This is a genomic window from uncultured Actinomyces sp., from assembly GCF_963526355.1.
Taxonomy (GTDB): Bacteria; Actinomycetota; Actinomycetes; order Actinomycetales; family Actinomycetaceae; genus Actinomyces.
In genome coordinates this window covers 1-21588 of record NZ_CAUROW010000036.1, presented here as the reverse complement: position 1 = coordinate 21588, position 21588 = coordinate 1, and the positions used below count along the sequence as shown (strand labels likewise).

The window sequence follows — 21588 nt, the reverse complement described above, 5'->3', positions numbered from 1 at the left end:
ACGTCGCGCTCCTCCTGACGCCCGAGGGCTGGGAGCTTCTGTCCTCCTTGCCCCCTTACACCCCGACCGAGGCCCTCGCCCTGGGACGCTCCCTGCGCGAGGAGGGTCACTCCCCCGCGCTCGTGGCGGCCGCCCTGACTCAGCAGCGCCTGCGTTCCCGGGCAGCCGCCAAGTTCGGTCCCTTCGCCCAGCAGATGCTCTTCACCGCAGACGGCCTGGAACAGGCCACCCGGCTGGTGGTATCGGCCCATCATGCCGCCCGGTACACGGCCGCGGGCGTGACGAAGGTCGCGGACCTGGGCTGCGGGATCGGCGGCGACGCCGTCGCATTGGCCGGGCTCGACCTGCCGGTGCTCGCCATCGACCGCGATGAGGCTACGGCCGCCCTGGCCACCATCAATCTCATGCCCTTCCCGCACGCGAGCGTCGAGTGCGCCGACGCCCTGGAGATCGACCTGATCGAGCGGGGTGTGGACGCCGTTTTCGCCGACCCGGCCCGCCGGGCCCAGGGGCGGCGCATCACGGACCCCGAGCAGTGGTCTCCGGCCCTGTCGCACGTGCTCGCGCTGCGCGAGTCCGTTCCCGCTCTCGGTGTCAAGGTCGCCCCCGGCATCGACCATGCGGCCCTGCCCTCCGATTCCCGCACCCAGTGGGTGAGTGTGGACGGCGACGTCGTGGAGGCAGCCATCTGGTGCGGACCACTGGCCCCCGAGGGCCCCGGGCGCTCAGCCCTGGTCCTGCGCTCCGGGCCGCACGGCACCACCGCCCACACGCTGACCGACCCCAGCACGACTGACCCCTCGCAGCCACCGGTCCAGGTCGATCCGATCGGCTCGCCCGATGACCTGAGCAGCATCATCCATGTGCCCGACGGCGCCGCCATCCGGGCCGGACTTGTCGCCCACCTCTGCGAGGCGTTGCGCGCGAGGCCAGTGGGACCACGGATCGGCTATCTGACGTCGGAGACTCTCCCCGACGCGGCAACCGTCCCCTTCGTGCGCTCCTTCCGGCTCACCGAGGTCCTGCCGCTGCGGCTCAAGACCCTGCGGGCCCGGGCCCGCGAGCTGGGGATCGGAGCCCTGGAGATCCTCAAGCGCGGAGTCGACGTCTCCCCCGACGCACTGCGCGCCTCGCTGAGGCTCAGCGGCCAGGAGTCGGAGACATGGATCCTGACCCGCGTGGGTGAGAAGGCCAAGGGCGTCGTCCTCGTCGTCGAGCCCCTCATCCCGCCCTCACCGACTCACCGCCCCGACAGCACCCCCTCCCAAGACTGACCAGAACCACCGGCCGATTCCCATCAGGGACCTCCCGAGGAGACGATCAGGACATGCAGGACACGACTGACACAACGCCCCCGAGTACCACGTCCGCCATCGGAGGTTCCCAGCTGCCACCTGCCCACCGGCCCCAGCACCTCCCCTTCGCCACCTCGGCCCGCTCCACGCTGGGAGTTGAGTGGGAGCTGGCACTCATTGACCGCGACAGCCTCGACCTGCGCCAGTGCGCCGAGGAGATCCTCCAGACGGTGGGCCCGGATCCGCACGTGCACGGTGAGATGATGCTCAACACCATTGAGCTGGTCTCCGGGGCGCGGCGCACGGTCGCCGAGTGCATGGAGGACATCGCTCTCGCCTTCGATCGGGTCCTCCCGGTCACCGACCCGCTGCGCGTGGACCTCGCCTCAGCCGGAACCCACCCCTTCGCCGACCCCCTGGTGCAGAAGGTGACCAACGCCGAGCGCTACGCCCGTCTGGTGGAGCGCACTCGCCTGTGGGGTCACCAGATGCTGATCTTCGGCACCCACGTGCACGTCGGAGTCGAGGACCGGGCCAAGGTCCTGCCGATCCTCAAGGCCCTGCTCACGCGCACCGCTCACTTGCAGTGCCTGAGCGCTTCCTCACCCTTCTGGGCCGGGGCCGACACTGGCTACGCGGACAACCGGGCCATGATGTTCCAGCAGCTGCCCACCGCCGGCGCTCCGGAGCAGTTCAGCACCTGGGAGCAGTTGGAGAGCTACACCGGGGACCTGGTCCACACCGGTGTCATCGAGGACTTCACCGAGATCCGCTGGGACGTGCGTCCCTCACCACGCTTGGGGACCATCGAGGTGAGGGCCTGCGACGCCGCCACGAACCTGACCGAGCTGGCCGGGATCGCGGCACTGACCCAGTGCCTCGTGGAGTCCTTCTCCCGAGCCCTGGACCGGGGTGCGGATCTCGATGTGATGCCGGACTGGTATGTCGCCGAGAACAAGTGGCGCTCGGCCCGTTACGGCATGGACGCGATCCTTCTGATCAACTCCGCCGGGGAGGAGGAGCTGGTGGGTGACACCGTTGAGCGGATGCTCACTGAGCTCGCGCCCATCGCCGAGGACCTCGGCTGCGCCGCCGAGCTGGACTCCGTGCGCTCCACCCTGGAGACGGGCGCCTCCTACCAGCGCCAGATCGCCGCCGTCGGGGCCTACGGCGGGCAGAGGGAGGCGGCCGTCAGGCTGCTGCTGGCCGAGGCCCGCGCCGGCAGGCCCCTGCGTCCCACCGAGGTGCTCTCGCTGGCGGCCAGGTCCTGAACGACGTCGGAGGAACGGACGGCCCTCCGGCTACAGGTCCCGTGCAGGAGCGTCGCCCGTCGCTCTAGACGAGCGTCCAGCCGTGGGCGCGGGCGCGCTGCTCCCAGAAGCTCCGGTAGGGACCCTCCGCCTCCACAAGGTCCTCGTGCCGTCCGTGCTGGGCGACGTGACCGGCGTCGTCAAGAACGATCACCTGGTCGGCTGCAGCGATCGTCTCGAGCTTGTGGGCGATGACGATGAGTGTTGAGGTGCGCCTGAGCTCCTCCATGGCGGCCACGATATTGGCCTCGTTCTCCGCGTCCAGGGCGCTGGTGGCCTCGTCGAGCAGAACGATCGGTGCGCGTTTGAGCAGTGCCCGGGCGATGGAGACGCGCTGGCGCTCACCCCCGGACAGGGCACGCCCTCCCTCTCCCACACGGGTGTCCCAGCCGTGGGGCAGCCGTTCGACGATCTCAGTGACACCGGCGAGATCGGCGGCCCAGCGAACCTGCCCGTCGTCGGCCGCCAGGTTGCCGATGCGGATATTGGCGGCCAGGGTGTCATCGAAGAGATAGACGTCCTGGAACACCATGGAGAGCTGCTCCATGAGCTGGGCGGTCGGCATGTTGCGCACGTCAGTGCCGCCCACCCGCACCGTTCCCGAGTCGACGTCCCAGAAGCGGGCCAGGAGCCGCGCGATGGTTGTCTTACCACTGCCGGAGGGTCCCACGATCGCGCACATGCTGCGCGCAGGAACCTCCAGCGACACCCCGTCCAGCACGGGCTCGTCGACCCGGTAGCCGAAGACGACGTCGTCGAGTCCGACGGAGCCAGGGGCGGGCAGATCGGTGCGCCTCTCGGGCTCGGCCATGAGCTCGGCGTCCATGACGGTATCAAGGTGGTTCATCATCTGACGACGCTCCTCCATGCCCATGACGTTGGCACCGATCTCATCAATCATGGTGGTGAAGCGCAGGCACATGCCGATAATGGCCACGGTCACGAGCGGTTCCATGGTGCCGCCGACGGCGCGCGAGGCCGTCATGGTGATCATGGCGACGATGATGACCTGACTGAGAGCACCGTTGACGATGTTGCCCGTGGTCTCCCACCACAGGGCACGCCCAGAGGCACGAGCACCATCGTCGAAGGCCGCGGTGAGGCGGCTGTAGCCGGTGGCGGCCCGGCAGGAGCGCAAGGCGCCCTGGCAGCGGGCGATCTCGACCACCCGGGTGGCGAGCTCGCGCTCGGCGGGCTCGGAGATCGACTTGCCGTGGTCCAGCAGACGGCGCGCGGCGCGGACAAACCCGGCGAGCAGCGGCGCGGCGACCGTCAGCAGGAGGCCCAGTCGCCAGTCCCATGCCCACGAACCCGCCCAGACGACGACGCAGGCCGCGGTCGTGGAGGTGAGCCGGTACATGAAGTGTGCGGCAGACTCCCCCAGAGACACCATCTCCTGACTGACGGCCCGAGACAGGGTGCCGGCGGAGTCGGAGGTGAACCAGCGCAACGGGAGGCGAGCGATCTGGTCACCGACCGCGTGGTGGACGTCGTGCATGAAGCCGAGTGCCCCGGACATGCCTTTGCGCTGTCCCTGGAACTCCAGTGCAGCCGCCCCAATGCCGAGAGCCACCAGTACGAGGAGCCAGCTCCCGAAGGACAGGCCCCAGCGAGGCGCACCGGACCCCAGAGCCACCGTTGCGGGCAGGAGTACCAGAAGCGCGAGCCCGACCATGATCCCATTGGCCGCCGCCAGGATGAGGCAGCTGCGCGTCTGCCGCCAGGAGGACTCGACCATGAGCCGGCGGAAGCGGGCCAGTAGCGAGCGCGTTCCGAGAGGTGATCCCGTACCAGCCGTCCGGGGCGGGGTGATGTCATCCACCTCGTCCTCAGCACGAACCGAGTCGGCGCTGAGAGCCGACGAGCTCGTGGATCCCTTGACGGTGTTCTCGATGGCCGCGGGGGTCTCGACGTCATCGAGCTCACCAGCCTGCCGCAGGAGGGCGCGGTAATGGGGCTCATCCAGCAGATCGTTGTGGCTGCCGCAGGCCACGATGCGGCCACGGTCCATCACAGCGATACGGTGGGCGCCGCGCACTGCGGCCGGACGGTGGGCTATGACCAGGACGGTTCGCGCTTTGACCAGGGCGCTCAGAGCCTCCTGAATCTCCGCCTCGGACTCGGGGTCGGCCATGGCCGTGGCCTCGTCGAGCAGGATGACGGGGGTGTTCAGCAGGATGGCACGGGCGATGGCGATGCGCTGCTCCTGACCGCCGGACAGGCCCGTGTCCCGTCCCAGAACCGTGTCGTAGCCGTCCGGCAGGGCCATGATCTCCTCATCGATGTGGGCGACCCGGGCGGCGGCGCGCACCTGCTCCAGATCGGCGTCGGGGCGCCCGAGCGCGATGTTCTCCCTCACGGTGGTGCCGAGGAGCTGAGCGTCCTGAAGGACAAAGGAGACGGTGGAGTACAGGGTGTCCTCATCCATGTCGCGCAGGTCCACCCCACCGATGCGCACGGCTCCCGCGTCGGGGTCGGCGAAGCGGGCGATGAGGGTGGCCAGCGTCGATTTGCCCGAGCCGGAGGGACCCAGCAGAGCCGTGACGGTTCCCGGCTCCAGCGTCAGGGAGGCGTCGTCGACGGCGAGGGTGTCCCCGTAGGAGAAGGAGACGTGCTCGATCTCGACTCGCGCCGACCGGGGCCGCTCCGGGGAGTCCGATACGGGCAGCACGGGGGTGTCGAGGATTTCGCACAGACGCAGCGCCGCCGCTCCGGCCAACTGGTAGGACCAGGAGATCGACGCGACGGTGGTGAGAGCACCGGGAAGGACCAGGGCGATGAGGGTGGTGGTCAGGACCTGGGGCAGGGTGACCATCCCGGCATGCATGAGCATCGCCCCTCCACCGAGGTTGACCAGGAGCAGCACCGGGATCGACACCCAGGTGAAGGACAGGCAGGCGATGGTCACCAGGGGCATCGCCCAGGCCCGGTAGAAGGAGGAGAACTCGTCGGCCGCGGCGAGATAGGCCGAGTGAGCACGGCCGACACGGCCGAAGGCCTTGACCACACCGATACCGGAGACGAACTCCACCATGCTGGAGGAGACCGCAGCCAGCTTGCGATCCATCTCGACGGTCTTCTCATTCATGCCCCGCAGGGACAGGGAGTAGGTCAGCACGTAGAGGATGAGCGCGGACAGCGCCAGCAGAGCCAGGCGCCAGTCGATCCAGAAGGCGCAGATGAGCAGCGCCAAGGGAGTGACGATGGCGTTGAGACGCTCAACAGGACCGTGGGCGATGACCGTATGCACGGTGGTCGTGTCATCCTGGACGGCCTTGCGGATGCGTCCGGAGGTGGAGTCGGTGAACCAGGCCAGTGGAGCGTGGGAGATGCGCTCGACGATGTCGCGGCGCAGCCGGTCCCTCAAGGAGAGGTCGGCCAAGTGGGTGATGAGCAGCGCTGCGAAGTAGAGGAACAGCCGCGCGGAGTATGCGCTCACAAGCACCATGACGGCACTGTGCACACGCTGCGAGTCAGGGCTCGCACCCGCCCGGTAGGCGTCCAGGAGAATGTCACCGAGCTGGACCAGCGCGATGTAGGGAGCAGCCGCGAGGATTGCGGAGAGTAGGACGAGGACCTGACCGATCCGCAGACGGGCACGCACGGGAGCGCCGAGGCGGGCGATGGCCTCCTGCCCTTGGCGGGAGCGCTCGGCATTGCTTCCCGTCCCGGTCTGCGTGGTCGCTTCCGGGCCGCCGGAGTCGGCGAGACGGGCTTCAGCATCGCGCTCGACCGAAGGGTCCGGCTCAGTGAGCGGCGGCTGGGACGTTGCGGGCTGTGATGTCGACGGCTGGGCCGACGGCGTTGTCTGCTTGCTCATCAGGAGCCTCTATCCAATGCCGAGTCTAATACTGAAAAGCTTTCAGTTCTGGATGAGGTGCACCTTACTCCCCCTGCTGAACCACGGGCAACCATTCCGCGAACGCATTACGGTTGGGCCATGACACGACTGGGCAAGCGCACAGGTCCACGGCCCGGGTTCACGCGCAATGACGTGGTTGAGGCTGCGCTCGAACTGGGTGTTGCCGACTTCACCCTGACGGCGGTGGCGAAGCGCCTGGGCGTGGCGGTCTCCGGGCTGTACCGGACGATCTCCTCGCGCGAGGACCTTCTGGCCGCATGCCTGGAGCAGATCGCCGCGCAGGTCGACGTCCCCCGTTCCGATGCCAACTGGCCTGAGGCGGTACGAGCTCATGTCGAGTCCATCTGGGGGATGCTTGAGGACTACCCCGGCCTGGCCGGTGTCATCATGAAGGTGCCGTGGGCGCACCAGCTGTTCACAGCTCCTGTGGCGCAGGCGTGCCAGAACCTGGTCGACGGCGGACTGAGCCCAGAGGATGCCGGCGTCGTCCTCGATTTCGTGGGCGACACCGTCATCTCCACGCACGCACAGATCGAGATCATGCGTTCCCCGGTCAATCAGACCGGATTCCCGGACCCGGTCGAGGCTCCAGCGGAGCCGGGCCCGAACGGCCGAGGGCCGGGACCTGAGAACTCCACGGGTCTGGAGGAGGCGAGCCGTGCCGCGGCCACCCGCACACAGAGGCTGCCCGCGGCACTGTTCCCGAATGAGAGCTGGCTGGACAGGGGAGGGTTGGACCGCAAGATCGAGATCATCATCCGCGGCGTTGCCGCCGGCCTCACCACCAGCAGCACAGGCAACGAGGAGAGGCCGCCGGGGCGTCAACGGGCGACAGCCGGCGACTGAGTGGACGACGTGGACGACTCAGTGGACGACGCTGAGGTCCAGCGGCATCCCCGAGTCCGGGGCGAAATCCATGGGACTGGGCGCCACCCCGGCGCTTACGGCCGCCGACCCCAGGGCCGCGATCTGGGCACCGTTGTCAGTGCAGAAGCGCAGCGGCGGCAGGCGCAGGGCGATGCCGGCGACCTTGCAGCGCTCGGCGGCCAGGGCGCGCAGGCGGGAGTTGGCGCAGTAACCGCCTCCGATGATGAGCGTGTCGCAGCCGACGTCCAAGCAGGCCTGGACCGCCTTGGCCGTCAGGGAGTCGTTGACGGCCTCGGAGAAGGCGGCGCAGACATCGGCGCCGGGCACCTGCCGGCCGGCGTCCTCCAGGGACTCGATGTAACGGGCCACGGCCGTCTTGAGCCCGGAGAAGGAGAAGTCGTAGCGGTGGCGCTCCTTGTCCTTGGCGGCGGCCAGACCACGGGGGAATCGGATGGCAGTGCGGTCGCCCTCCTGGGAGAGGCGGTCCACGTGCGGTCCACCGGGGTAGGGCAGCCCCAGGAGCCTGCCGACCTTGTCGAAGGCCTCCCCCGCCGCGTCGTCGAGAGTGCCACCGAGCTCGACGACGTCGGTGGCGATGTCGCGGATGCTCAGGAGGTTGGAGTGGCCGCCGGAGACGATGAGTCCGACGAACCGGTCCGGCAGGGGGCCGTCAACCAGCTCATCGACCGCCAGGTGGCCGATGACGTGGTTGACTCCGTAGATCGGCCGGTTCAGGCTCGCGGCCAGGGCCTTGGCGGCGGAGATGCCGACGGTCAGAGAACCGATGAGTCCCGGGCCGGCGCACACGGCGACGGCGTCCACCTGACTCAGGTCGACGTCGGCCCTCTCCAGCGCGGCGTCGAGGGTCGGCAGGAAGGACTCCAGGTGGGCGCGCGAGGCGATCTCGGGGATGATGCCCCCGAAGCGCACGTACTGGTCCATGGAGGTGGCGGTGACGTCGGCGAGGAGCTCGCGGCCGCGCACGAGGGCCACACCGGTCTCGTCGCAGGTGGACTCGATGCCGAGGATGAGAGGGTCGCTCACAAGCCCTCAGCCTATCCCCTACCGATAGGAGTCGGGCTCAGGCGGCGATCTCGCCCGCTTCCAGCGAGTACCGACGATATCGGCTATCGTCCCATCTCACGTGAGGATCGGCTGATCACCGCTCACCCACATGGAGAGGAGCGCCATGACCGAGTCGGCGAGCCCGGACCTGGTGGTGGGCGACGACGGCCTGGCCCGGCCGGTCTGGGCCGCCACCGACCCGTTGCTGCGCGAGTATTACGACACCGAGTGGGGCATGCCGGTGCGAGACGAGCGGGGAGTCTTCGAGCGGCTGAGCCTGGAGGCCTTCCAGTCGGGACTGTCATGGGCGACGATCCTGCGCAAGCGGCCGGCCTTTCGTGACGCCTTCTCCGGATTCGACCCCGACGCGGTGGCCGAGTTCGGGGACGAGGACGTGGACCGACTGCTGGACGACGCCCGGATCGTGCGCAACCGGGCCAAGATCCTGGCCACCATCACCAACGCCCATGCGACGCTGCGCCTTCGGGAGGCGAGCGACATCGACGGCGGCCTGGCAGGCCTGGTGTGGTCCTACCGGCCGAACGAGACTCCGAGACCCTACCGGCTCGCGGACATCCCCACGCAGTCACCGCGGTCGGCGGCCCTGTCACGCGAGCTCAAGCGCCACGGTTTCCGGTTCGTCGGTCCGACGACGATGCATGCCCTCATGGAGGCGATCGGGATCATCGACACCCACCTGATCGGTTCCCACCGCCGCGGCACCTCCGGGGTCTGGAGCTAGGGATCCCCGGCGCTCCGACACCAGTGCGCGAGCCCGACTTCGCCTGGTTCACGATGGGGATCAGTACCCCTACCTCGTACCCGCATGCACACCTACGCTCCTGCTATGAACAGGCTCAGGCAGTACGCCCTTCCCCGTCAGCACGGCCGCTCGAGGCGCGACCTCCACATGTGGCGCCGGCGGCTGGCAGCCAAGCACCTCTTGACAGCCGCAGCCGTGGCCCTGGCGGTTCTCCCACTGTCAGCGTGCTCCGACGGCGGAGGAAAGATCATCCGCTCCTGGCTCCTGAAGCAGGACGGTGTCGAAAAGGTCAAGACCTCCTGCGAGACATATGAGGAGACCGGGTGCTATGCCATCGCTACGACGACGCTCTCCGATGACACGGAGCCGGACCAGGCCTGCACTTTTCTCAACCGGGTAGCCACTGAGCTTCCCCGCCATGACGAACTCAAGGAGAGCAGGGCATATATTGAGCTCACCTGGAAGTACCACGGCACTGTCCTTGTTTTCGACGAGCAGTCCATCAGTCTTCACGAAGAGAGCAACCCTCACCTCGCAAACAACCAGAAACGGGCCCTGGACGCTTCCTGCAACACCATGGAAACGGCAGCAGAACATTCGGGCGGCACTGCAAAAAAAATAACCCAGGAATACGACTCCCTGAATATCGAGCGCGGCACTCAGCCCTCAATCCCCTCCGATATCTCCACTCACCCCATCCCGACCAAGGATGGAAAATACCTCAGCGCGAAGGAGAACTTCACGATCGGCAACTGGTTCATCCAATCCAGTACGAGCAGGGAGAAGACAACGGAGTCACTGCCGACCTCGTTGATCTCAGACATCGTCAACCTCCCCATTCCCGAGGCGAAGGAACCCTGGATCTCCATCAGTGCTAACAGTGCCAGCTCCGAGGAGAAAGAGGGGTTCCGGGCGCTCGTCGGAGGCCTTGGCCCCTACAACCCTGACGGTCCCAGCCAGGACACCACGGACTCCCTCTTGTCCACGATCAAGAAGTACCCCAATGTCTCCCACGTCAGTCTTTGCACTGAGTTCCCCAAAAACGAGGCGAAGAACTGCACGGACTACAGCCTGAAGAATGGAGAGTTCGTCGAGGCCTCCAGATAGACATGACGGTAGAGGCACGTACATGCGGATGACACCGAAACCTGTCAACGCGGTGGCCGTCGTGGAACTCGCTGTCAGCGACGCAGGTTCACGCCCCCTTCGATAGGCTAACATCGTTGCCCTCGTAGGTTCCGTCCCAGGAGGCGTCATGTCTGTTCAGCTGTGGTCGTCGGCGGACCACGCCGCCGAGGGGCAGGTGTCCCTGAGCAGTGCCGAGGCGCTTCTGTGCGATATGGACGGCACGCTGGTGGACTCCTCGGCGGTCGTGGAGTCGATGTGGGACTCCTTCGCCCGTGATTACGGCATGAGTGAGCGCTTCGATGAGATCATGGCCTACTCCCCCGGCCGTACCGGCATCGACACGATCCGTCGGTTCCTGCCGGAGCTGACAGCCGAGGAGCAGGATGCCATCCACAAGCGCTTCGCTCGTGAGGAGATCGTGCTCACCGCTGGACGGATGGCGGAGATTCCCGGCGCCGCAGCCTTCATAACAGCCTTGATCGATGCTGGCGTCCCGCTGGCCCTGGTGACCTCGGCTCCGATCGAGCTCATGCGGGCGCGTATGGAGGAGGCCTGCGTCCCTATTCCATTCCCCCGGTGGTCGTCTCCGCCGACGACGTCGAGCACGGCAAGCCCGACCCCGATGCCTACCTCAAGGCCGCCGAGCTCCTGGGGGTGCCGATCACCTCCTGCCTGGTGCTGGAGGATGCCGCCTCCGGCTACACCGCCGCCCGTCGCGCCGGTGCCCAGATCCTCCTCGTGGGCGACGGCGTCCCCGAGGCTGATCCGAGCACGCCGCGGATCGCGAACTTCACCGGGGTCACCTTCACCATCCACTAGCCCCTCACGCCGAGCCGGGCATTTCTCGTGTAGCCCGACAGAAATTCTGTCGGGGCCGCGAGAAGTGCCCGGCTCGGCGTTGAGTGAGGTAGGAGGTCAGTGGGCGTGCTGGCCCTTCCACAGGGCGTGGCCGAGGTCCCGGTTGAGGCGCGAGATGACCTCGAGCGGTACCGACTTGGGGCACACGGCCGCGCACTCGCCGATGTTCGTGCAGCCGCCGAAGCCCTCGGCGTCGTGCTGGTTGAGCATGCTCACCACGCGGGCGAGACGCTCGGGCTGACCCTGCGGCAGCAGACCCAGGTGGGAGATCTTCGCTCCCGTGAACAGCATGGCCGAGGCGTTGGGGCAGGCGGCCACGCAAGCACCGCAGCCGATGCAGGCGGCGGCCTCGAAGGCGGCGTCGGCCTTCTCCTTCTGCACGGGCACCGAGTGGGCCTCCGGGGCGCCCCCAGTGTTGACCGAGATGTAGCCGCCGGCCTGGACGATGCGGTCCAGGGCGGAACGGTCCACGATGAGGTCGCGCAGCACCGGGAAGCCGGTGGAGCGCCACGGCTCGATCGTGATGGTGGAGCCGTCCTTGAAGGAGGGGTCCTCCGCCAGGTGGCGCATGTGCAGCTGGCAGGTGGTCGAGCGGATGGGCCCGTGGGCCTGCCCGTTGATGACCACACCGCACTGACCGCAGATGCCCTCGCGGCAGTCGGAGTCGAAGGCCACCGGCTCCTTGCCCTCGGCGAAGAGCTGCTCGTTGAGCAGGTCGAGGACCTCGAGGAAGCTCATGTGCTCCTCGATCCCGCTCATGGCGTACTCCTCGAAGTGGCCCTTCGAGTCCTGGTTCTTCTGGCGCCAGATCTTGAGCTTGATGTTCACTTGTAACTCCGCTGCTTGAGCTCGATGTCCTTGTAGACGAGGTCCTCCTTGTGGAGGATCGGCGGCTGGTTCTCCCCGCCCCACTCCCAGGCGGCGACGTAGAGGAACTCGTCGTCATGCCGCATGGCCTCACCCTCGGGGGTCTGGGACTCCGCCCGGAAGTGACCACCGCAGGACTCACGCCGGTGCAGGGCGTCGATGCACATGAGCTCGGCCAGCTCGAAGAAGTCCAGCAGTCGGCCGGCCTTCTCCAGGGCCTGGTTGAGCTCGTCGGCCTGGCCCGTGATGCGGGCGTCGCGCCAGAACTCCTCCTTGAGGGCCCGGATCTGCTTGATGGCGTCGCGCAGACCGGCGTCGCGCCGCTCCATGCCGCAGTACTCCCACATGATGCGCCCCAGGGCCATGTGGAAGTCGTCCACGCTGCGGGTGCCGCGCAGGGCCATGAGGCGGGCGACGCGCTCCTCGACGGAGCGCTTGGCCTCGGCGATCTCCGGGGCGTTCGGGTCGACCTTGCCCAGGCGCAGCATGTCCGCCAGGTAGTCGTTCATGGTGTCGGGCAGGACGAAGTAGCCGTCGGCCAGGCCCTGCATGAGGGCGGAGGCGCCCAGGCGGTTGGCGCCGTGGTCGGAGAAGTTCGCCTCCCCGGCGATGTAGAGGCCCGGGACGTTGGACTCCAGGTCGTAGTCCACCCACAGGCCGCCCATCGTGTAGTGCACGGCCGGGTAGATGCGCATGGGGACCTCGTAGGGGTCGTCCCCGGTGATGCGCTGGTACATCTCGAACAGGTTGCCGTAGCGGGCGGAGACCGCGTCCCTGCCCAGTCGGCCGATGGCCTCGGAGAAGTCCAGGTAGACCCCGCGGCGCATCATCCGCTCGTTGCCGTTGGGGTCCCGCTCCTTGATGGCCGGTCCCACGCCGCGCCCCTCGTCGCACATGTTCTTGGCCTGGCGGGAGGCGATGTCACGCGGCACGAGGTTGCCGAAGGCCGGGTAGATGCGCTCGAGGTAGTAGTCGCGCGCCTCCTCGGGGATGTCACGCGGGTCCTTGTCGCAGTCCTCGGCCTTCTTGGGCACCCAGATGCGCCCGTCGTTGCGCAGCGACTCACTCATGAGGGTGAGCTTGGACTGGAAGTCCCCGGACTGCGGGATGCAGGTGGGGTGGATCTGTGTGTAGCAGGGGTTGGCGAAGTAGGCGCCCTTGCGGTGCGCGCGCCAGATGGCGGTGGCGTTGCATCCCATCGCGTTGGTGGACAGGAAGAACACGTTGCCGTATCCACCGCTGGCCAGGACGACGGCGTCGGCCAGGTGGGTCTCGATCTTCCCGGAGACCATGTCGCGGGTGACGATGCCGCGGGCACGGCCGTCGACGATGATGAGCTCGACCATCTCGTGGCGACGGAATTCCTTGACCGTCCCGGCGTGTACCTGGCGCTCGAGGGCCTGGTAGGCGCCGATGAGGAGCTGCTGGCCGGTCTGGCCGCGGGCGTAGAAGGTACGGGAGACCTGCACACCACCGAAGGAGCGGTTGTCCAGCAGGCCGCCGTACTCACGGGCGAAGGGGACGCCCTGGGCCACGCACTGGTCGATGATGTTGGCGCTGACCTCCGCCAGGCGGTAGACGTTGTCCTCGCGGGCGCGGTAGTCGCCTCCCTTGACCGTGTCATAGAAGAGCCGGTAGATCGAGTCGCCGTCGTTGCGGTAGTTCTTCGCGGCGTTGATACCACCCTGGGCGGCGATGGAGTGCGCCCGCCGGGCGGAGTCCTGGTAGAAGAAGACCTTGACGTTGTAGCCCTGCTCGCCCAGGGAGGCGGCAGCGGCGCCGCCTGCCAGGCCGGAGCCGACGACGATGATGTCCAGCTTGCGGCGGTTGGCGGGATTGACCAGCTTGGCCTCGAACTTGCGCTGCTCCCAGCGCCTGTCGATCGGGACGGAGTGGGGGGCCTTGGTGTCGGCGATCTTCTCGCCCTCGTAGTACAGGCCGTCGATGAGTTCAGTCATAGTCGTTCACTCTCAGTGGGAAAGGATGCCGGCCTTGGCAGCCTCGATCGCGTACTGGGCGCCGGTCATGGGCTCGGGCACCACGTGGAAGAGGATCGCCGTCGGAACGATCATGAAGGCGACGAACAGGCCGAAGGCCACCACGAACGCGATCAGCCGGATGAAGGGGATGGTGCTTCCTCGCACCGCCCCCAGCGTCTGCAGGGCCGACCACACGCCGTGCCAGACATGCAGGCACAGGGCCGCCAGCGCGATTGCGTAGATGAGCCACACCCACCACAGCTGGAAGCCGTAGTACATGTTGAGGTAGGCGCGTCCATGCACGTACTGGCCCCCCGGCGTCAGTGACAGGGTGGTGAACTGCAAGATGTGCCAGATGATGAACAGCAGCAGGATGACGCCGCCCCAGCGCATGGTGCGCATGGCGTAACGGGAGGCGAAGTAGTCCGCGCCGGGCTTCTTGACCGCGTACTTGTCGTTGCCGCGAGCCCGCTTGTTGCGTACCCACAGGTGGAAGGCGCTGCCGGCGTGCGCCAGGAGGCAGGCCATGAGCGTCACACGCAGGATCCACAGGACACCGCTGTAGGGAAGGATCGGCTGGAGGAGTGTGCGCAGGAAGTGCGCGTAGTGATCGTAGGCAATCTCACCCTCGAAGTAGTGAAGGTTGCCGTAGGCGTGGAAGAGAACGAAGAACAGGAACACCAGCCCCGAGATCGCCATCATGCGCTTCATGAAGACGGTCGTGGAGAAGGCGGTCCGCCTCTTCTGGGAAGGAGCAGATGTTTTGGCCACGGCAAAAGGCTAACCGGGCCAGGACTCTCAATGACCCCATCTAGGCCACCACCAGCGCAGATGCACGACGAATCCGCAGAATCTCGAGGATTCCGCAAGACCTTGACCTCGCATTCAGCGCCGCTGAATATGCTGACGGTGTCATCTGCGGCCGCCTTTTCGTCATGGCGGTGTCAGACAAATCTGTGCGGTATCAGACAGGCGTGCCCCTCCGGGGTGAGGGGCGTGCTGACGGCCGATTCCCGCCGCACCCGTCCGGCCTTCCGGACTGTCGCAATCCTCCCGGTCGGGGACGGTCGTCCCGGCCCGCCGGGGCCGCCTGCTGCGACTCAGCCCGAGCTCGCTTCGCTGATCTCGCTCATCCCCACCGGACCCGGCCGGGGACGCAGCATCAGACGCATGACCACGGCATCCTCGGGCGGCGCCCGGTAGTAGCGACGGCGCCGGGCGATGGCGACGAATCCGTGCCTGACATAGAGCCGTTGGGCGGCCTCGTTGGACTGACGCACCTCCAGCAGGACCTCAGGACACCCCGCCCATCGGGCGGTGCCCACGAGCTCGGTGAGCATCAGGGACGCCAGGCCTCTCCTGCGCGCCGCTGGAACCGTGGCGATGGTCAGCAGGTCGGCGCCGGCCAGTCCCCGAGCGTGGTAGAGGCCGGCGTACCCCAGGAGCGTCGCCCGCTGCCCCCCTGTGTCGGCTCCGTGTGCCTCATCGGACTCGACGACAACGTAGCGGCGGTCAGCCCATGGCCCTCGGGACACCTCCAGCTCAGCGGCCAGCAGGCCCCGGCTCCAGGCCTCGGCCCCGAACAGCTCGCCTTCGAGGCGGGCGATGCCTTCCAGGTCCTCCTCATTCATCTCCCGAAGCCTGGACGCCCGTTCTGCTTGCGGCACTGCGGTCACCCGGGATCCGAAGTCAGCACGCGCTTGCGCGCGGTGGGCATCTGCACGTCGGCGTGACGCAGGTAGAGCGGCTCCGTGCTCAGAGCCTCACCGCGGTCCAGACGGCACAGGGCGATACGCACCTGGGTCAGAACGTCACCGGAGACCGGGGCGAGCACCTCGCGGGAGGCGGCCGGCTGCACTGACTCGACCAGCTCGGGATGGAGGGCGGCGCCAGAGCCGGCCACGACGTCAACAGTCCCGATCTCGCCGACCGGCCCAGTGATCTGTTCGGCGACCTGAGCCGGAGGGCAGACGCTGATCGCTGTCAAACGGGTGACATCATCGGGCCCAGCGGCCCGGAAGAGCGCGGTGTAGACCTCCCGCCTGCGGGCGTCGGTGGCCACCAGGACGACGGGGTCCCGCTCGCCGCTGCGAGTACCCAGCTCGTCGAGGGCCAGGCGAGCGACGGCGTCAAGGCTGGAGACGCCGTGAACGGGCACGCCACGAGCACGTCCGACAACCCTGGCCGTGACCAGCCCGGCCCGCAGCCCGGTGAAGGGAGCGGGCCCGGTGGCCGCGATGACGGCGTCAAGCCGGTGGTCGACCATGTCAGGAGTGGACAGCGCCTCGGAGAGCATCTGGCCCAGGGACTCGGCATGGCGCCGGGTATCGGTCTGCTCGGCCCGGCTCAGCACTCGCAGGGAGCACCCGCCGAGAGTCGCGTCATGTCCGCCGGCAGTCTCAACGACTGCGACCTGTGTCCCCAGGGAGGAGTCGATGGAGAGGATTCGCACCGGGCCAGCCTATGCCCTCGGATCCCGGGGGTAGTCGACGTGATTCTCAGGAATGGTGTCACCCAGCGTGTCGCCACCCGTCGTCCCGGCAGTGCCATCGTCCCCGTCACCGAGGAGCGACAGGTCGATGGCGGCTCGCGGGATGCCGCGACGCACCGCAGCCCCCTCGGTCTCGGTCTGGTCCCGACTGAACCGGTCGGCGCGCTCGGCCATGTCGGCACGGTTACGGGCCTGGCGCAGCGGCGCAGTCACCTTGCGCTCGTGTCGCACTGTGATGACGACGGTGATCACCCCGACGACGACGACCGCCAGGACCGGTCCCCAGATCGCCCAGCCGCCGGCGGTGGAGCGCCCCTCGCCCTGCGCGGTTGAGGTCTGGGGCTTGGACCCGGCGCGCTCGCGCAGGATCTCCCCGTAGTCACCCAGTTCGATGGGCCCGGCCAGGCGCCGCGTAGCGGCCTCGCCCAGCGCCGTCACCGTGGTGTCCCGCAGCGAGTACCAGGCGTTGGCATTGCGGTCATGGATGAGGCGGGCCTCACCCATCTGGTCCATATCAGTGGCCAGGTCGTCGTCGAACACGGGGGTGCAGGTGGTGCGGCCCCTGTCCTCGACCACTTCGAGAAGGCCGATGGGCTTGCCGACGGCGGCAACGGTCGCGGCCCAGTCACCGGTGTCGACGGGCGGCGCGGAGGGTTGGGAGCCGTCGAGGAAACCGGGCGCCCAGGTGTAGACGCTCCTCGGGTCCCCCACCGTGATCTCACCCTGCTCGCCGGTGCTCTGACGCACCTGAGCCACACAGTCGCTCTCCATAAGGGCCTTGGCCGCGCTGCGCGAGTCCGCATCCGTCACGCTACCGGCAGATGCGGCCGGTGTCGGATCGGTCGAGGTGGCCTGGGCGCCTGAGGTCGAGGCGGTGGATCCTCCTGCGCCCGACGACGGTGAGTCGGTGGCGCCCCAGGCCTGCCCTGCGAACAGAAGAGGGCCGGCCAGGAGGATCGTGGCGAGAGTGCGTAAGACCGGGGCTCTGAGGCGTCCGCGATGCTCAGCGGATCGGACGGAGATGGCGTTGCAGACGGGAGCGGTGGGAGAAGGCGTGTTCACAGCGGCGCTCCAGGTTGGTGGGAGAGATCGGCGACAAGTGGCCCCAGATCGATGTCGGCCCATCTCGGACCGAAGGCGCGCACAGTGATCCATCGGTTACCGTCGTCGACCTCACCCAGGTCGACAACGGTCTCGGTCGTCAACGGGCCGGAAGACGGCTCGGATTCGGCCGAGGTGTCGTCGGGACGCGAGACACCGGCACGGACGGCGCCGTGAGGGCGGGCGATCTCGACCTCCAGGCGATCCGGATTCAGGGCCTCGACCTTGCCCTCGCCCCACTCGACCAGGGTGACCGAGTCTTCCAGGGAGGAGTCCAGGTCGAGAGCGTCGACCTCCTCCAGGGAGGTGATCCGGTAGGCGTCGACGTGGATGAGGTCGGGGCCGTCGGCGAGAGAGCGGTGCACGCGAGCGATGATGAAGGTGGGTGAGGAGACGCGGCCGCGCACCCCCAGGGCCGCGCCGACCCCCTGAGCCAGGGTGGTCTTGCCGGCTCCCAGCCCACCGGAGAGCATGACGAGGTCACCGGCGCGCAGTAGACGGGCCAGGCGGGTGCCGAGGGCCCGGGTCGCTTCGGCGTCGCCGGTGGCGACGGTGATCCCGGGGACGACCTCGGATGGATGCGGTGCGCTGCTCATGTGTCCTCCTCATCCGTGCGTGGACCTGATAGCCCGGCCCTCGGTGGACCGCCCGGGCGGTGTCCGACACCTGCTGCCTACGACCGAGAATAGTCGCCGATCGACTGCCCTCCGACGTAGCAGCGCGGGACGCGGGCCCCGAGCCGGGTCACGATCTCGTAGTTGATGGTGCCGCAGGCCTGCGCCCACTCGTCCGCCGTGGGGACGGCCTCCTTCCCCACAGCGTCGGGGGCGCCCCAGAGCACAACGGTGTCTCCGACCGCGGCCGGTGGCGCAATGGCCGCACCGGCCTTGTCTCGGGCCGGACCGAGGTCGATGACGACCTGGTCCATGCACACCCGGCCCACGATGGAGGTCATGATGCCGCCGACTCCGACGGGCCCGGCTGAACCTGCGGCGCGCGGGATGCCGTCGGAGTAGCCCAGGGGGACGAGCCCCACCCAGCGGTCGCAGGGGGCGTTCCAGGTTCCCCCGTAGGAGACGGCCTGCCCGGCGTCGATGCGTTTGACCTGCACCAGGGCGGACTCCAGGCGCATGGCGGGCCGCAGCCCGAGCTCGGCACTGGTGGCGACTGACGGGTCGGGGCTCAGTCCGTACAGGCCGATTCCCACTCGCACCAGGTCCATGCGGGCCTCGGGGTGCCACAGGAGCCCGCCGGTAGCGGCCAGGTGGTGGATGGGCGGGGTGAGGCCTGCCTCATGCACGATTCTCTCGGCCCGCCAGTAGCGTGCGAGGTGATCCTCGGTGGAGCCGCTGGTGGGCTCATCGGCACGGGACAGGTGAGACCACAGACCGACGACGTCGACCGTCCCCTCATCCACGGCCCGTCTCAGCGCGGCGGCCATGGCGGGCAGGTCCTCCTCCATGACGCCGCCGCGCGACATGCCGGTGTCGACCTTGAGGTGGAGGCGCACCGTCGTCCCTTGTGCCCGGGCCGCGGCCTCCACGGCCTCGAGCTGGGACGGGGTGGAGACCGACAGGTCCAGATCAGCCGCCAGGGCTGCACGCAGGGGTGAGTCCTCGGCGGCCGCCCGGGCGGGATCCATGACGGGCAGGAGCCAGGTGAGGAGCCGGGGCGCCTGACCGGTGGGTTCCCCGGTGGGGCGGGTCACACCGGCCTCGTCGAGAAGGGCGCGCAGGGTCAAGGCCTCGGCGAGCTGGGCCACCCCCAGCCAGGAGGCCCCCGCGGACAGGGCCGTCAGGGCGATGGGCCCCAGGCCGTGACCGTAGGCGTCGGCCTTGACCACGGCCATCCACGGCACGCCCGCTGTCCGCGCCAGGCGGCGGCCGTTGTGGGCGACGGCCTCCAGGTCGATGACGGCGCAGGCGGTGTCCGCGCCGGACAGCGGGCTCCAGGGGGTTGCGGCTTCCGGAGCGGTGGATGAGGTCCACGCCATCGTCATTGTCGGTGCTGTCGGTGCTGCTGAGTCCGCGGTGGTGGTCACAGCGAGATTGTCGCACCGGGTACCCGACGGGGAGCCTGTTCCCTCGCACACTCCGCAGTCACGTTGGCACCGATCAGTCGCCACGCGTCTCAGTGGTGCGGGACAGCATGAAGCCAGTCGAGCTCGAGACGGGCGGGCCCCAGGGCCGAGGCGATGTCGAGGGCGGCGATCGGGTGCCCACCGGTGCCGGCGACTCCGGTTCCTTGGGGCATCGCGGCGGCATAGGCGCCTGCGAGCGCGTGCAGCCTGACTCCGGCGGCCACCGAGTCAAGCACGGAGTCGAGCAGGGGGGCCGACACCGGGCCGGATCCTGGGAGCATCGTCGTGGCCGTGTCCGTCTCCACGCCTGCAGTCGCGTCTGCGGTCCCCCGTTCCCAACGGACAGCGGTTCCGGCCAGGACCGCGCCGAGGACGCCGGCGAGCACGTCCCCACTTCCTGCGGTCGCCATCCATCCTGGACCGGAGTCCACGCTGACCAGGGGATGGTGCGGCGCGGCGATGAGTGTCGTCGCCCCTTTGAGCAGGACGGTGGCGCCGCTCAGGCGACAGATATCGCGGGCTGCATGCGCCGGGTGCGCCTCGACGCGTTCCCGGTTCCACCGGAGGGCCGGCTCCTCTGGCGTCTCCGGGCCCGCCAGCGCCGTCAGGAGGGCGGCGGCCTCGCCGGCGTGCGGGGTCAGAACATGACAGGGCGTGCAGCGCAGACCCTCGGCGAGGAGCTCGGTCAGGATGCTCAGTGCTCCGGCGTCGACGACGGTGGGGAGCCCGGCGGGAACCATGCCGGCGGCGCTGTCGCTTGCTTCCTCGCCGGTCCTGGCGCCAGCAGCGTCCCGGCTGCCCCCACTGCCGTGCACGGGAACCAGGGTGGGGCGCAGCACCTCCCGCAGCTCATCGGCCCGAACGGTGTCGGCGGGGTCGACGCCCGGCCCCAGGACGAGTGCCTGGCTGCGTCCGGCCGTGGGGACGACCTCGGGACGGGCCGCCAGGACGAGGTCCTCCACGCGTCTGGGCGCGGCCAGGCGCACCATGCCGGCTCCGGCGCGCATCGCACCGCTGGCGGCCAGGACGGCTGCGCCGGGGTAGGACTCGCTGCCGGCCCACAGGCCGACGACGCCACGGGTGTACTTGTGGTCGTCGGCACTGGGCTCGGGGACGGATCTCGTCAGGTAGTCGCCCAGGGCTCCGTCGACGGGTCGGCGGGCTGTGGGGCGGCCCGTGGGGACCGGCAGACCGAGAGGGACCACCTCGATAGCGCCGCACAGGTGCCGGGCCGGCGGCAGGCACAGGCACCCCTTGAGGCAGGTGAAGGTGATGGTGCAGTCGGCAGCGAGGACGGGACCGTCGACGGCGCCGTCGTCGACACCGGTTCCGCTGGGCAGATCGACGGCGATGACACGTAGCGGACGCCGCCCCGGGGCGCCGGCCGCGATCAGTGGGGCGATCAGGGCAGCGGCGTCGGGGCGCAGCGGCCCGGTTGCCCCGATACCGGTGAGCCCGTCGAGGACGAGTCCACCGCGGACGATGAAGGCCTCGACAGCGGCGATGGATGCCTCGGCACCGTCCTGACCGAGTTCACCGTCGCTGCGGTAACCGGCGCCATAGACGGTGACGCCGTGGCTGCGGGCCTCCTCCAGGGCGACGGGGTGGGGGTGCTCCGTGGCCAGGACAGCGGTGACCGCGCAGCCGTTGTGGGCGAGTAGTCCTCCAGCCAGGAGGGCGTCGGCCCCGTTGTGCCCGCCACCGACCAGGAGAAGCACCGGCGCTCCCGAGATCCATCCCGGACTGACGTACGTCCCCGCCCCATCAGCAGATGTCCCCACCGGCACTGCCGGTGAACCCGGTGAGACGGGTGGGGCCGCCGGCCACGCGGGGCTCGTCGGGGCGAAAACCGTGTGGGCGGTTCGGGCGGGGGCGACCGCAGCCCCGGACCCGACGGGGCCCCGGCGCAACTCGCGCAGAGC

At 68.7% G+C, this 21588-nt stretch carries 17 protein-coding genes and 1 pseudogene; 7 read left to right on the top strand and 11 right to left on the bottom strand.

What is annotated here, in order from left to right; all coding sequences use genetic code 11:
• Together RWR81_RS08440 and RWR81_RS08435 are read left to right on the top strand one after the other, a co-directional pair.
• Nucleotides 1–1274: class I SAM-dependent methyltransferase (locus RWR81_RS08440; protein ID WP_314456787.1), on the top strand; the 1274-nt coding region annotated here is incomplete at its 5' end.
• Between the two features lie 53 nt (nucleotides 1275–1327).
• Nucleotides 1328–2566 (top strand): glutamate--cysteine ligase, encoded by a 1239-nt coding sequence (locus tag RWR81_RS08435; RefSeq protein ID WP_314456785.1) that lies wholly within the window; start codon nucleotides 1328–1330, stop codon nucleotides 2564–2566.
• Between the two features lie 64 nt (nucleotides 2567–2630).
• Here the strand turns inward: RWR81_RS08435 and RWR81_RS08430 are convergent, their stop codons facing one another.
• Complete coding sequence (locus RWR81_RS08430; protein WP_314456783.1) at nucleotides 2631–6425, bottom strand: ABC transporter ATP-binding protein; 3795 nt, start codon at nucleotides 6423–6425, stop codon at nucleotides 2631–2633.
• A 120-nt stretch (nucleotides 6426–6545) separates the two neighbouring features.
• Between RWR81_RS08430 and RWR81_RS08425 the strand changes: the two genes are divergently transcribed.
• The gene (locus RWR81_RS08425; RefSeq protein ID WP_314456781.1) at nucleotides 6546–7313 is read left to right on the top strand and encodes a TetR/AcrR family transcriptional regulator; all 768 of its coding nucleotides are present in this window, start codon (nucleotides 6546–6548) and stop codon (nucleotides 7311–7313) included.
• 18 nt (nucleotides 7314–7331) lie between these two features.
• Here RWR81_RS08425 and tsaD read toward each other — a convergent pair whose 3' ends face one another.
• Entirely contained in the window at nucleotides 7332–8378 is a 1047-nt protein-coding gene (gene tsaD / locus RWR81_RS08420) for a tRNA (adenosine(37)-N6)-threonylcarbamoyltransferase complex transferase subunit TsaD (protein ID WP_314456779.1), read from the bottom strand.
• Between the two features lie 145 nt (nucleotides 8379–8523).
• Here tsaD and RWR81_RS08415 point away from each other — a divergent pair, with 145 nt between their 5' ends.
• The 4 genes and pseudogenes from RWR81_RS08415 (at nucleotide 8524) to RWR81_RS08400 (ending at nucleotide 11109) form a co-directional block, all read left to right on the top strand.
• Complete coding sequence (locus RWR81_RS08415) at nucleotides 8524–9141, top strand: DNA-3-methyladenine glycosylase I (protein ID WP_314456778.1); 618 nt, start codon at nucleotides 8524–8526, stop codon at nucleotides 9139–9141.
• A gap of 84 nt (nucleotides 9142–9225) precedes the next feature.
• Entirely contained in the window at nucleotides 9226–10269 is a 1044-nt protein-coding gene (locus RWR81_RS08410; protein ID WP_314456777.1) for a hypothetical protein, read from the top strand.
• Nucleotides 10270–10417: 148 nt separating this feature from the next.
• A pseudogene (locus tag RWR81_RS08405) lies at nucleotides 10418–10777 on the top strand (haloacid dehalogenase); the annotation flags it as partial.
• Nucleotides 10778–10866: 89 nt separating this feature from the next.
• A complete protein-coding gene (locus tag RWR81_RS08400; protein WP_314456776.1) occupies nucleotides 10867–11109 on the top strand; it encodes an HAD family hydrolase in 243 nt (80 codons plus the stop codon).
• A gap of 96 nt (nucleotides 11110–11205) precedes the next feature.
• Here the strand turns inward: RWR81_RS08400 and RWR81_RS08395 are convergent, their stop codons facing one another.
• The 9 genes from RWR81_RS08395 to RWR81_RS08355 all read right to left on the bottom strand — a co-directional run.
• Nucleotides 11206–11976 carry a succinate dehydrogenase/fumarate reductase iron-sulfur subunit gene (locus tag RWR81_RS08395; RefSeq protein ID WP_003789384.1) on the bottom strand — a complete coding sequence of 257 codons (771 nt, stop codon included), beginning with the start codon at nucleotides 11974–11976 and terminating at the stop codon, nucleotides 11206–11208.
• A complete protein-coding gene (locus RWR81_RS08390; protein ID WP_314456772.1) occupies nucleotides 11973–13973 on the bottom strand; it encodes a fumarate reductase/succinate dehydrogenase flavoprotein subunit in 2001 nt (666 codons plus the stop codon). Before RWR81_RS08390 ends, RWR81_RS08395 begins: the two co-directional genes overlap by 4 nt.
• 12 nt (nucleotides 13974–13985) lie before the next feature.
• On the bottom strand, nucleotides 13986–14705 hold the full coding sequence (locus RWR81_RS08385; protein ID WP_314456791.1) for a succinate dehydrogenase cytochrome b subunit: 720 nt from the start codon (nucleotides 14703–14705) through the stop codon (nucleotides 13986–13988).
• A gap of 389 nt (nucleotides 14706–15094) precedes the next feature.
• A complete protein-coding gene (locus RWR81_RS08380) occupies nucleotides 15095–15625 on the bottom strand; it encodes a GNAT family N-acetyltransferase (protein WP_314456770.1) in 531 nt (176 codons plus the stop codon).
• Nucleotides 15626–15666: 41 nt separating this feature from the next.
• A complete protein-coding gene (gene tsaB, locus RWR81_RS08375) occupies nucleotides 15667–16446 on the bottom strand; it encodes a tRNA (adenosine(37)-N6)-threonylcarbamoyltransferase complex dimerization subunit type 1 TsaB (RefSeq protein WP_314456768.1) in 780 nt (259 codons plus the stop codon).
• Between the two features lie 9 nt (nucleotides 16447–16455).
• On the bottom strand, nucleotides 16456–17547 hold the full coding sequence (locus tag RWR81_RS08370; RefSeq protein WP_314456766.1) for a hypothetical protein: 1092 nt from the start codon (nucleotides 17545–17547) through the stop codon (nucleotides 16456–16458).
• Nucleotides 17544–18182 (bottom strand): tRNA (adenosine(37)-N6)-threonylcarbamoyltransferase complex ATPase subunit type 1 TsaE, encoded by a 639-nt coding sequence (tsaE, locus tag RWR81_RS08365; RefSeq protein ID WP_314456764.1) that lies wholly within the window; start codon nucleotides 18180–18182, stop codon nucleotides 17544–17546. The genes RWR81_RS08370 and tsaE overlap by 4 nt, the downstream gene beginning before the upstream one ends.
• Before the next feature lie 77 nt (nucleotides 18183–18259).
• The gene (gene alr, locus RWR81_RS08360) at nucleotides 18260–19579 is read right to left on the bottom strand and encodes an alanine racemase (protein ID WP_314456789.1); all 1320 of its coding nucleotides are present in this window, start codon (nucleotides 19577–19579) and stop codon (nucleotides 18260–18262) included.
• Nucleotides 19580–19716: 137 nt separating this feature from the next.
• Nucleotides 19717–21588 (bottom strand): NAD(P)H-hydrate dehydratase (locus tag RWR81_RS08355; protein ID WP_314456762.1); only part of this gene is annotated, 1872 nt, incomplete at its 5' end.